10 protein-coding genes are annotated in these 11,902 nt (G+C 71.4%); 4 read left to right on the top strand and 6 right to left on the bottom strand.

Going from position 1 to position 11,902, the window contains the following annotated elements:
• The first annotated feature begins 133 nt into the window (after positions 1-133).
• A complete protein-coding gene (locus tag Adu01nite_RS32525) occupies positions 134-886 on the top strand; it encodes a GntR family transcriptional regulator (RefSeq protein ID WP_203732640.1) in 753 nt (250 codons plus the stop codon).
• A 179-nt stretch (positions 887-1,065) separates the two neighbouring features.
• The gene (locus Adu01nite_RS32530) at positions 1,066-2,760 is read left to right on the top strand and encodes a serine/threonine-protein kinase (protein WP_203732642.1); all 1,695 of its coding nucleotides are present in this window, start codon (positions 1,066-1,068) and stop codon (positions 2,758-2,760) included.
• A gap of 61 nt (positions 2,761-2,821) precedes the next feature.
• Here Adu01nite_RS32530 and Adu01nite_RS32535 read toward each other — a convergent pair whose 3' ends face one another.
• The 3 genes from Adu01nite_RS32535 to Adu01nite_RS32545 are packed head-to-tail and all read right to left on the bottom strand — an operon-like array spanning position 2,822 to position 5,645.
• Entirely contained in the window at positions 2,822-3,427 is a 606-nt protein-coding gene (locus tag Adu01nite_RS32535; protein WP_203732644.1) for a GNAT family N-acetyltransferase, read from the bottom strand.
• The gene (locus Adu01nite_RS32540) at positions 3,424-4,941 is read right to left on the bottom strand and encodes an APC family permease (protein ID WP_239132858.1); all 1,518 of its coding nucleotides are present in this window, start codon (positions 4,939-4,941) and stop codon (positions 3,424-3,426) included. Before Adu01nite_RS32540 ends, Adu01nite_RS32535 begins: the two co-directional genes overlap by 4 nt.
• Positions 4,942-4,994: 53 nt before the next feature.
• Positions 4,995-5,645: a GOLPH3/VPS74 family protein gene (locus Adu01nite_RS32545; protein WP_203732646.1), complete on the bottom strand. Its 651-nt coding sequence runs from the start codon at positions 5,643-5,645 to the stop codon at positions 4,995-4,997.
• Positions 5,646-6,106: 461 nt separating this feature from the next.
• Here Adu01nite_RS32545 and Adu01nite_RS32550 point away from each other — a divergent pair, with 461 nt between their 5' ends.
• Together Adu01nite_RS32550 and Adu01nite_RS32555 are read left to right on the top strand one after the other, a co-directional pair.
• Positions 6,107-6,868, top strand: coding sequence for a dioxygenase family protein (locus tag Adu01nite_RS32550; RefSeq protein WP_203732733.1), 762 nt, complete (start codon positions 6,107-6,109; stop codon positions 6,866-6,868).
• An 81-nt stretch (positions 6,869-6,949) separates the two neighbouring features.
• The gene (locus Adu01nite_RS32555; RefSeq protein WP_203732648.1) at positions 6,950-7,972 is read left to right on the top strand and encodes a TerC/Alx family metal homeostasis membrane protein; all 1,023 of its coding nucleotides are present in this window, start codon (positions 6,950-6,952) and stop codon (positions 7,970-7,972) included.
• Here the strand turns inward: Adu01nite_RS32555 and Adu01nite_RS32560 are convergent.
• From Adu01nite_RS32560 to Adu01nite_RS32570, 3 genes are all read right to left on the bottom strand, one after another.
• Positions 7,960-8,217 (bottom strand): hypothetical protein, encoded by a 258-nt coding sequence (locus tag Adu01nite_RS32560; RefSeq protein WP_203732650.1) that lies wholly within the window; start codon positions 8,215-8,217, stop codon positions 7,960-7,962. The genes Adu01nite_RS32555 and Adu01nite_RS32560 overlap by 13 nt on opposite strands.
• Before the next feature lie 173 nt (positions 8,218-8,390).
• Positions 8,391-11,165: a LuxR family transcriptional regulator gene (locus tag Adu01nite_RS32565; protein WP_203732652.1), complete on the bottom strand. Its 2,775-nt coding sequence runs from the start codon at positions 11,163-11,165 to the stop codon at positions 8,391-8,393.
• Positions 11,166-11,277: 112 nt separating this feature from the next.
• Entirely contained in the window at positions 11,278-11,901 is a 624-nt protein-coding gene (locus tag Adu01nite_RS32570; protein ID WP_239132860.1) for a hypothetical protein, read from the bottom strand.
• Position 11,902: the final 1 nt, after the last annotated feature.

Below are 11,902 nucleotides of genomic sequence, written 5' to 3' on the forward strand. Positions count from 1 at the left end.
GACCGGCGACGCTAGGTTTGCTGTCCTCGATGTAATAACGTGAGGGCTCTTACGTCAATACTTTGTCCTGACAAAGTCTTGAGCGGACATTGAACAGAGTCTTGAGCAGACATGGAAAATCTTGGGGGACGTCGTGACTTCCGATCTCACCCCGGCGCGCCCGGTGGAAGTGGACCGGAGCAGCCCGGTGCCGCTGTATTACCAGGTGGCGACGCGCTTGCAGGAGCTCATCGAGAAGGGCGAGATCGGCGTCGGCGCCCGGATCGAGAACGAGGTGGACCTCGCCGAGCGGCTCGGTGTGTCCCGCCCGACGACGCGCCGCGCGATCCAATACCTCGTCGAGCGCGGCATGCTGGTGCGCAAGCGCGGCGTCGGCACCCAGGTCGTGCACCCCAAGGTGCGCCGCCCGGTCGAGCTGTCCAGCCTCTACGACGACCTGATCGCCGGGGCCAAGGAGCCGCACACCACGGTCCTCGACCTCAAGGTCGTCGCCGCCGACGCGACCGTCGCCGCCGCCCTCAACCTGCCCATCGGCACCGAGGTGACCTGGATCGAGCGGCTGCGCTTCGCCGGCGGCGAGCCGCTGGCCCTGATGCACAACGCCATCCCGCGCGACGTCCTGGAGGTGACGCCGGCCGACCTGGCCGAGCGCGGCCTCTACGAGTTGCTGCGCCGGGCCGGCCACGTGCCGCGGATCGCCACCCAGGTGATCGGCGCCCGCTCGGCGACCGCCACCGAGGCCCGCACCCTCGAGGAGAAGCGCGGAGCATCCCTGCTGACCATGACCCGGACGGCCTGGGACGACCGCGGCCGGGCCCTCGAATACGGCAGCCACCTCTACCGGGCCAGCCGCTACAGCTTCGAGCTGAACCTCTCAGCAGGCTGAGAAGTGAAACGAGTCAGGTGAATCCTCGGATACGGGCAGTGACGGCGACTCGCCGAATGTGACAGAACGGGCATCATCAGGTTGCTCCAACCGGGATCGATCGGGACGATCGGCGTCGCCATCCGGCGTCATGCACCGAGATCTCGGAAGGACGGCGTCACTTGCAGTCATCCCTCTCCATGAGTGGGGCCACCCCGGACGGGGCCGCCACCGCCGATCTGAGCGGCCGCTGCGTAGGGAACTCCTACGTGCTCGTCTGCCCGGTCGGGCACGGTGCCACCGGCACCGTGTGGCGCGGCATCGACCGGTCGACCGGCGAGCCCGTGGCGGTGAAGCTGCTGCACGAGGGATTGCTGCGGCAACCGAAACTGGTCATCCGCTTCGTCCAGGAACGCACCATCCTGATGATGATGCGGCACGAGAACATCGTCGGCGTGCACGACCTTTTCAGCGTGGGCGGCTCGCTCGCCCTGGTGATGGACTACGTGAGCGGCGGCAGCCTGCGCAACCGGCTGCAGTCGGCCGGGACGCTGCCGCCGGCCGAGGCCGCGCTGCTGCTCGCCCAGGTCGCGGCGGCCCTCGGCCAGGCGCACGAGCTGGGCGTGGTGCACCGGGACGTGAAGCCGGACAACATCCTGCTGCAGGAGAGCGAGGACGGCCGGTACGACGTCCGGCTGACCGATTTCGGCATCGCCCGGGTCCTCGACGCGGCCGGCCTCACCACCCCGCAGGCGATCGTCGGCACGCCGCACTACATGGCACCGGAGGCGATCCAGGGCGACGCCGAGCCCGCATCCGACGTCTACTCGGCCGGCATCGTGCTGTTCGAGCTGGTCACCGGCCGGCCGCCGTATTCCGGTGAGCCCCTGGCCGTGCTCGGCCGGCACCTGGAGGACACGCCGGTGCCGCCGCCGGGCATGCCGCCCGCGGTGTGGTCGCTGATCGAATGGTGCCTGGACAAGGATCCGGGCCGCCGCCCGTCGGCCGCCGAGCTGGGCACCGCGCTGCGCGAACTCGCCCGGTCGGTGGCCGGGATGCCGGCGCTGACCGCGGTCACGGCCGGGGCCGCGGAGCTGTCCGGGGCGACCGCGCAGCTCGGCCGCCCGCATCCGTCGCTGCGGCCGGCGGCCCGGCGCCGGCCCCCGCGCAACGGCCCCCGGTCGTGGATGTTCCGGCGGCACGGGCTGATGGCCACCCTGGTCGCGGCGGCGGTGGTGCTCTCCGGCCTGGGCGGCTTCAAGGCCTGGGAGTTGCTGAACACGCCGGAGACGCCGGAGGCGATCAGCGCCGACCCGCCGGCCGGGCCTCGGCCGAGCGGGCCGGCCGCCGATGGAGTGGCCGGAGCGGCGCCCACGATCCCGTCGAAAGCGGCCCCGACACCGGTCGCCGCGGTCCAGGCGGCCGGCCTCACCGGCCACGCCGCCGGGATCACGGCGGCACCGGAGCCGCCGGATGGCGGGGCCCAGGTGTCGGCGGGAATCTCGGCCGGACCGGTGCAGGCCGGCGCGCAGGTCGAGTTCGGACCGTGGCGGTGCGGCGACGAGTACAGCTGGAGTCTCGGTCATCCGGTGCTGGCCCGGCCATGTCACTCGGTGGGCCCGGCGGTGCGGGTGATGGGCCAGATCGAGGCGGCTCCGGGCATCCAGGCCGACGTGTCGCTGACGGTGCGGGACGCGTCGAGCGACGAGGTGGTGGCCGGCCCGTACACCTGCAAGGGTTTGATGTTCACCGACTTCGCCCTGAAGCACAGCTGCGGGCCGGCCGAGCTGGAGCCGCCGCGCGGCGGGCGGTACGTGGTGGCGGAGAGCTGGCGCTACACCGAGCGGCCGCTGCTGCCGGCCGGGAGCGCGCGGAGCCCCGAGTTCGACTGGTGAGTGAGCGTGCAGAAGGGGCGCGACCGGACGGTGGTCGCGCCCCTTCTGCTCAGGTCCAGGGTCAGACCTTGCGCCACATCCGGAAGAAGTTCGTGCCGTCGGGCAACGGCATCTCGAACGGCTGCATGTCGACGTAGCCGGTCCGCCGGTAGAGACGCACGTTGTTCTCGTTCGTCGCCTCGAGGTACTGCGGAACGCCGGCCGCGTCGAGCTCGTCGTGGGTGCGCGCCATCAGCTTCCCGCCGAGACCGTGCGCCTGGCGGTCCGGATGGACCGCCAGGAACGCGAGGTGCCAGTGCGGGTCGTGCGGGTGGTGCGCGGCGAAGAGCTCGTCGAGCGCCTGGAACCGGTCGAGGTACTCCCCCGCCAGGCCCTGCAGCCGCTCGTCGTAGTTCGGCGGGTCGGGCGCCTCGCGGGTGTAGTCGAACCAGACCGCGGTGGCGGCGAGGCCGTCACCGGACGGGTCGTCGATCACGTCGACCCGGCCGTAGTTGTGCGCGTGCTCGGTGAGCAGGGTGAAGTAGTCGTTGTGCACCTTCAACCTGTCCTCCACCGGCGGCACCAGATAGACGCAGGCGCCGAGGTGGAAGAAGGACTGGCTGATCAGGGCACCGACCGTGGCGAGCTCGTCCTCGCGCGCCGGCCGGATCTCGAACTTCTCCGTCACTGGTGCTGCCCCTGGTCGCCGGCGAGCGCCGCGGCGAATCCGCCGCCGCCGCTGCCCGACTGCGAGCTGCGGGCACCGAGGCCGATGCCGGAGTAGACGTCCGGGCGGCTGCTGCGCAGCACCAGCGCCCAGAGCACGCCGGCGATCACGACGACGCCGAAGGTCAGCGGGACGACCCAGGTCGGGCCGCTGCCCGGCTCGACGCCGAACAGGGTGGCGATGTTGGCGAGCGTCAGGTAGCTCATCACCAGCAGCAGGATGGTGCCGAGGACCGGGGCGCCGATGCGGTGCCAGAAGTCCTCACCCTCCGGGTGCTTGGCGAAGTAGCCGATGACCGCGATCGAGGTGACGGTGATCAGCAGCAGGACGCCGATGCCGCCGGCCGAACCGCCCCAGAAGAACATCTGGACCAGCGGGTCCCAGCCCATCACGGCGTAGAGCACGATGACGGCCAGGCCGAGCGCCGACTGGGCGAGCGAGCCGTTCTTGGGGGCGCCGGTGCCGGGCACCGTCTTGCCGAAGGCGCGCGGCAGCACGCCTTCGCGGCCGAGCGAGAAGGTGTACCGCGAGATGATGTTGTGGAACGAGATCATCGCGGCGATCAGCGAGGTCAGGAACAGCGCGTGGCCGAGGTGCACGGCGGTGCTGCCGAGCTGGTCGGACGCCACGTTGAAGAACAGGTCGGGGCCCTCGTTGCCGGCCCGGGCGACCACGTCGTCACCGGCGGCGGAGATCATCGTCCAGGCGGCGAAGCCGTAGAGCACGGCGATCAGCGAGATGGCGATGTAGGTGGCGCGGGAGACGGTGCGGCGCGGGTCGCGGGACTCCTCGGAGAACACCACGGACTGCTCGAAGCCGACGAAGCCGGTGATCGCCATGGCCAGCAGGGCGCCGGAGCCGGCACCGACCAGGCTGCCCGGGTCGACCGGGGCCGACGAGGCGTGGAAGTTCGGCGAGAACAGGTCGGCGAAGCTGAACACCACGACCAGGATGATCTCGGCGACCAGCAGGGTGGCGAGCACCTTGCCGTTGACCGCGACGTCGCGCACGCCGAGAACGGCGGTGATCGCCCAGCAGACCAGGGCCAGGATCCACCACTGGATGTCGAGGCCGAACCAGTCCTTGAACAGCGGGGACGCGATCGCGCCGAAGCCGCCGTACGCGGCGATCTGGAAGCAGTTGTAGGCCGCGAGGGCCAGCCAGGACGCGCCGACGCCGACCGGCCGGCCGATGCCCTGCGAGATGTAGGCGTAGAACGCGCCGGCGTTCGCGATGTGCCGGGCCATTGCCACATAGCCGACGGCGAACAGGGCGAGAACGACGGCCAATGCCGCGAACGCGATGGAGATGCCGGTCAGGCCGGTGACCGCGAGGCCGGTGGGCACGACGCCCGCGACCACGGTCAGCGGCGCGGCCGCGGACATGACGAAGAAGACCACCGCGGCGACGCCGAGGCGGTCGCGAGCCAAAGCTGATGAGAGCTGACTCTGCGGCGGTGAAGCGGTGGTGGACACGCGGGTCTCCAGGAGGGGGTTGAGGGGGTTTCGAGGGGGTGGTGGGGGGTGGATCAGGCGCGCCGGGCCATGACGGCGTCGCCGACCGAGGCCTCACAGTGCGCGACGAGATCCTGCAGCATGGCCGGAAGGCGGCGCCGGAACTGATCGAACAGCTGCCCGCGGCCACGGGCGTCAAGGGTGAGGAAGACGTGCTGGTCGAGACCGGTGGCCATGATCAGACCGCCGAGGACCAGATCGGGGACGTCCAGCAGCTCGCCGCGCCCGATGAAGGTGCGGATCCGGGTGGCGGGCCAGCCGGCCACCATCGAGTCGGCCGGGACGAACGACACCTTGGTGCCGAGCAGGCCGCGCTTCTCCTGCCGCAGCAGCAGCCCGGCCCGGGAGAGACGGCGTTCCACCAGGTCGGTGGCTATGCCGGTGGCCAGGAATGAGATCCAGTCGCGGACCGCGCGGTGATGCCCCTCGCGCAACAGCTGGTCCAGAACCGCGGTGGTGGCCGGATCGCCGGTCGGCCGATCGTCGATAAGCGCGAGCTTCCCGTCGATCAGATCCAGCCGCCGCCAGAAAACGAGTTCGCCGATGAGTGCCGCTGCGAGCCCGAGACCAAGGGTGGCCGGCGTCAGCAGGGACTTGCCTTTGACCGTGTCGTGCGCGGTCAAGAACAGATCATCGGCGAGGGGGAGTTGCGGCGACGACGCCACTCCGGGGCCCTCCTTATGTGGTGCGGTGTCTTCCGGTAGCGATTACCGACGGTAGTTTCCATCGATTGTCGCTATTAGTAACCGTGCGCGCCCCCCAGCGCAACATCGCGTAGCATGCCAGCGCGAGGTGCAAGTTGCAACGTCCTATGCGGAGCAACTTCGGATCCACCATGGCCGGATCGAAAATGCATTTCTGGCAAAGCCTCTGACCAGCAGCGCTTAAAAGAGTGGCGACTGCTTGTAAAACGAATTTAACCCACGTCCGAGTTACTGCGTGGCGATCATGTCGATCGACCCCGATGGCTTGATCCGGCAGCAATCGAACCATAACGGACAGTATTGATGATCGCCGACATATACTCAGCGTAGTGTTGACCGGCAGTTAGTTGACGGCGCAAATAAGTCGGCGTACTCTTGCCTTCAGTTAGTTGAAGCTTCAACGGAGGTTTCCCGTGAGCCGCATGCCCGCCCTGTTCCTGAGCCACGGCGCCCCGCCCCTGGTCGACGACGAACGCTGGGTTGCCCAGCTGCAGGAGCTCACGGCCGGCCTCCCCCGGCCGAAGGCGATCCTGATGGCCTCCGCGCACTGGGAGTCGGCGCCGCTGATGCTCGGCGCGACCGAGACGGTGCCGCTGGTCTACGACTTCGGCGGCTTCGAGCGCCGCTTCTACGAGACGAAGTACGCCGCCCCCGGCGCCCCCGAGCTGGCCGCCCGGATCGAGAAGCTGATGCCGGACAGCGAGCGGGTCGCCCGCACCGACCGCGGCCTCGACCACGGGGCATACGTGCCGCTGACCGTCATGTACCCCGACGCCGACATCCCGGTGCTGCAGATGTCGCTGCCCACCCTCGAACCGGACCGGCTCCTCGACCTGGGCCGCCGGCTCGCGCCGCTGCGCGACGAGGGCGTCCTGATCGTCGGCTCCGGCTTCACCACCCACGGCCTGCCGTTCCTGCGCGACTGGCGGCCGCAGGCGGCGGCGCCCGGCTGGTCCCGCGAGTTCGACGCCTGGGCGGCCGAGACGCTGGCCCGCGGCGCCGTCGACGAGCTGGCCGAGTTCCGCGACCGGGCGCCGGGCATGCCGTTCGCGCACCCGACGATCGAGCACTTCGCGCCGATGTTCCTCACCCTGGGCGCGGCCGACGACCCGGAGCGGGCGCCGGAGCAGCCGATCGACGGCTTCTGGATGGGCCTGGCCAAGAGGTCGTTCCAGGTCGCGTAGCCGTTTGTCAGGTACTTCCCAGGGGAAGCGGGGACAATTCTTAGGAATCACCCCGCTTCATAGCCCGGAGGTTCTTCCCTGATGCTTGAGGTCACCGCGCTCGGCTGGACGCTGACGATCGGCGTCATCGTCGCCCTGCTCGCCCTCGACCTGACCCTCGGCGTGCTGCGTCCGCACGCCGTCGGTTTCCGTGAGGCGGCCGCCTGGTCCACCTTCTACATCGCGGTGGCGATCGCGTTCGGCGTCGTCTTCGGCATGGTCTCGGGCTGGGATTTCGGAGCCCAGTATTTTGCCGGTTACATCGTCGAGAAGAGTCTCTCGGTCGACAATCTGTTCGTCTTCGTGATCATCATGACGACGTTCGCGGTGCCGGAGAAGTATCAGCAGGAAGTGCTGACCTTCGGCATCATCATCGCGCTGGTGCTGCGGGTCATCTTCATCGCGCTCGGCGCGACCCTGCTCAGCCTGTTCTCCTTCATGTTCCTGCTGTTCGGCCTGCTGCTGATCTTCACCGCGGTGCAGCTGTTCCGGCACCGCGACGAGGACCCGGACATCGAGGACAACGCGCTGGTCAAGGCCGGCCGCCGGTTCCTGCCGATGACCGACGACTACGTCGGCGGCAAGATGATCACCAAGATCGACGGCCGGCGGATGTTCACGCCGCTCTTCCTGGTGCTGATCGCGATCGGCAGCTCGGACATCCTGTTCGCGCTCGACTCGATCCCGGCCGTGTTCGGCGTGACCGACGAGGCGTACATCGTCTTCATCGCCAACGCCTTCGCCCTGCTCGGCCTGCGTGCCCTGTTCTTCCTGGTGAAGGGCCTGCTCGACCGGCTGGTCTACCTGTCCACCGGGCTGGCGATCATCCTGGCCTTCATCGGCGCGAAGCTGGTGCTGCACTGGGCGCACAAGGACATCAGCAACTCGGTGCCCGAGGTCAGCACCGGCATCTCCCTCGTCGTGATCGTGGTCGTCCTGGTCGTCACCACGGTGGCCAGCCTGATGAAGGTGCGAAAAGACCCGGACGCGAAGGCCCATGCGGGCAGCGTCCGGGCCAGTAGCAGTACGCCGGTGGTCAGCGACGACCAGGCTCAGCCGAGGTAGCCACCGAGGCCGGCGGTCTGCCGGGCGCTGGTCTGCTGACGCTCGAGGTCCTGACGGTAGAGGATGGCCCGGATCTCCCGGGTCTCCTCGCTGCTGTGGCGGCTGAGGAGCTCGTCGAGCTCGGCGCGCTCGGCGACGGTGCGGAACGACGCGAGCTCATCGGCGAGCCGGCGGTGGGCGACACGCATGGTCCGGCGGTTGGCCAGGCTGGTACGTGCGTCGCGGAGTCTCCTGGAGAGCTGCATGGTTGCGGGTCCCCTTACGGATAGTAGTGGCGAGAGGCTTCGTCGCCTTCACCTACAACCATCCTCTCCTGCCGCTTCATCCCCAAATCGAGCAGGTAAAACTCCCGATCCAAAAGTGACGGCCACCACGCGCTGGATGTCGCCGGGGTCACTCTCCGTCGACAATTGGCTGGTCAGGCGCTCGTCGTGACTTCGGACACCTGGGGCGGGTTCTCGACGCCCTGCAGACGGGACAGCAACTGGGTGCGGGAGCGGACGCCGAGCTTGCGGTAGACCCGGGTCAGCGTCGCCTCGACGGTCTTGACGCTGAGGTAGAGCTGGGTGGCGATCTCCCGGTTGCTGGCGCCGTCCCGGACCAGCCCGGCGATGCGCAGCTCGGTCGAGGTGAGACCGAGGTCGGCCGGGGCCGAGGTGCCCTCGGTGCGGGCCAGCGCGCGCTCGGTCTGCTCGGCCCACGGTTTCGCGTCGGCGGCCAGGAAGATGGTCAGCGCCGCGCTGATCGCCATCCGGGCCGCCGCGTACCGGCGGCGGCGCCGCTCGGCCCCGCCCTGCACGAGCAGCGCGTGGGCCTGCTCGATCGGCTGGTGCAGCTGCTCGAAGTGCTGGGCGGCGGCGGCCGACAGCACCACCGCCGAGTCGGCCTGGCCGCTCTCGGAGAGCACCACCGCGGTGGCCCGGTCGAGGTAGCCGAGGGTGCCGGGGGTGTTGCCGAGCCGGTGCGCGGCGGCCCGTGCCTCGGCCAGGGTGGCCGCCGCCTCGGCGTGCTCGCCGAGCGAGGCCAGCCCGCCGGCCAGGTCGCCGTGCCAGCGCACGATCATCGGGTCGGCGCCACCGGAGTCGGCCTCCAGGTCGCGCAGCCGGCGCAGCGCCGCCACCCCGCCCCGGGTGTCCCCCGCGCGCAGCTCGGCCTGGCCCAGCGCGTGCAGGTTGCGGCGCAGGTAGAGGCTGTCCCCCTCCTGTTCGGAGGCGCGCACCCCGCGGCGGGCGAACCCGGCCGCGGCGGCGAGGCTGCCGCCGGCCAGCTCGGCCACGGCCGCCGTATACCAGGTGGGGCCGGGGCTGAGGCCGGCGAACTGGGCGGCCTCGACGGCACGGTGCGCATACTGCAGGGCGTCGCGGCAGCGGCCGGCCCGGGTGGCCACCTCGGACAGGCTGCGCAGCACCTCGACCCGGGCCTCACCGATCCGGTCGTGCTCGGCGACCACCAGCAGTTTGAGCAGCTCCTCGCGGGCCTCGTCGAGCCGGTCGTCCATCATGGCGAACCGGGCCGCCATGTAGCGCGGGCCGTAGTGCAGCCAGTCCGGCGCGGGGGTGGCCGGCAACTCCAGGGCCTGGCCCAGCGTCTCGGTCCAGTGCGCCTCGCCGCGCAGCCGCTGCACCTGGGCGATCAGGCTGAGCGCCATCGCCTCGGTGGTCGGGTCGCCGGCCTGCCGGGCGGCGGCAACCGTGCGCGCGGCCTCGGTGGCGGCCCGGTCGGGGTCGCCGGTGAGGAACGCCGCCCAGGTGAGCCGCAGCCGGACCGGGGCGAGCAGCGCCGGGTCGTCACCGGCCTCGGCGAGGGCGGCCGCGAACGTCTCGCCCATCTCGGCCAGGGCCTGCCCGGCCAGGTCGAGCAGCACCAGCCGGGCCCGGACCCGGTGCCCGGCCGGGGCGTCCGCGGCGATCACCGCCTCGGCGGCCCGGCCGGCCAGCGCGGACGCGCCGCCGGTGAGCGCGGTGCGGGCGGCGACGACCAGCCAGTCGAGCCGTTGCGCGGTGAGCGTGTGCGGGCAGCGGTCGGCGGCGAGCAGGTAGAGCTCGGCGGCGGTGCGGCCGGCCCCACGGTCGGCGCAGCGGTCGGCGGCCGCCCCCAGCGACCGGGCGACCGCGGCGTCCGGCCGGGCGGTGCGCAGCGCCCGGTGCCGCAGCGCTTCGAGGGGGTCGATCGCGCCGGCCGCCAGGGCCGTGTGCACGGCCGAGCGTTCGGCGGCGGTGGAGTCCTCGGCGAGCACCTGGGCGAGCAGCGGCGGGGTGAACCGGATCGCGTCGCCGGCCAGCTCGACCGCCCCGCCGGCGGCGGCGAGCCGCAGGTCGCGGGCGGCGTCGTCGCGGCCGGCCCGCAGCAGAACGGTGATCGTCGGTTCGGTGGCCAGCGCCGCCACCAGCAGGGTGCCCTGCACGTCGGCCGGCAGCGCGAGCAGCCGGTCGCGCAGCAGCTCGCGGGCCGCCTCCGGGATCGGGGCGGGGCGCCAGGCCGGGCCGGGGGCGACCGCGCCGCCGAACGCGAGGGCGAGGAACGGGTTGCCGGCGCTGGCCTCGTGCATCCGGCTGGCGGTGCGGCAGGGCAGGCCGCGGGCCTCGAGCAGGGCGGTCAGGTCGTCGGCGTCCAGCGGCGGCACGGCCAGCTCGAGGACCGGCGCGGGGCACAGCCGGGCGGCCCGGCGCTTGCCGGCCGGGTCGGGGCGGCGCTGCGCGGCGACCACCCGGACGCGGGGGCCGGGCCGGCGACGCATGGCGAAGCCGATCATCTCGGCCGACTCGGCGTCGAGCCACTGCGCGTCGTCGAGGACCAGCAGCACGGCGCGGCGGCGGGCGCAGTGCGCCAGCAGCAGCGGCAGCACGAGCCGGCGGACCAGCGCGGCGGTCCCGCCCCGGGGCGGCAGGCCCTGCCGCAGCGCGGCCAGCGCGGCACGCTGGGCGGGCGGCAGGGCGGCGGCGGCATCCTCCGGCAGCTGCGAGACGAGGTCGGCGATTCCGGCGTACGGCAGGGAGCGCTCGGTGCGCACCGGCCGCAACCGGAGCACCAGCTCGCCGCGCGCGGACGCGGTCGACGCGACCGCGTCGAGGATCGCGGTCCGGCCGATCCCGGCCGGGCCGTGCAGCGCGACACCGCCGCCGGCCGCGAGTCGGCTTTCGACGGCGGCGAGGAGCGCGCCACGGCCACGGAGGAGCGTCGCGTCGGCCTGCACGCGGGTCACCCCCTAGGTCCGAGCTGTGGATTCAGCGTAGGAACCTAAGGGGCATGCATCAATGCCTTCACATGTGACAACATATTGACCTTGTCACATGCAAGAGATCGATCTATTTAGCACCCGCGGTCACCGAGGTCGCGGTGACCGTGCCGTCGGTACCGGTCGCGCCCTGCACGGTGATCGACTGACCGGCCTTGACGTCGGAGACCTTGCCCTTGCTCGCGGTCGACACCGTGGTCTTGCCGTCGGTCTTGACGGTCACCACGTCGCCGCTCTCGGTCTGCACGTAGATCGTCGTCCCGTCGACCAGCTTCACCGTGCCGGTGGTGCCGGCCGCCGCGGTGGTGGCCGTGCCGCCGTTGGCCGCACCCTGCTGGCCCGTGCCCGCACCCTGCTGGCCGGTGCCGGTGCCGCCGCCCGGGAAGCCGCCGCCGTAGGCACCGGCCCCGGCGCCGTAGCGGCCCGCCCCGGTGCCGCCACCGGGGAAGTTGCCGGTGCCGGTGCGGCCGCCGGCGGTGGTGGTCGACGAGGTGCCCCACTGCTTCTGCGCCTGCAGGCCGCCGACGAAGCCGCCGACCAGCAGCACGACCGCGGTGAGCACGATGGTGGCCTTGTTCCACCACTTCTTCGGCGCGGCCTTGGCGAGTTCCACCGCCAGGTCGTCGTTCGCCCGGGGCTCGTCGTAATCCGGGACGGTGGAGATAACGGCGGTGTCGTCATTCAAAGGAGTCACA

It is taken from the genome of Paractinoplanes durhamensis (assembly GCF_016862175.1).
Lineage (GTDB): Bacteria > Actinomycetota > Actinomycetes > Mycobacteriales > Micromonosporaceae > Actinoplanes > Actinoplanes durhamensis.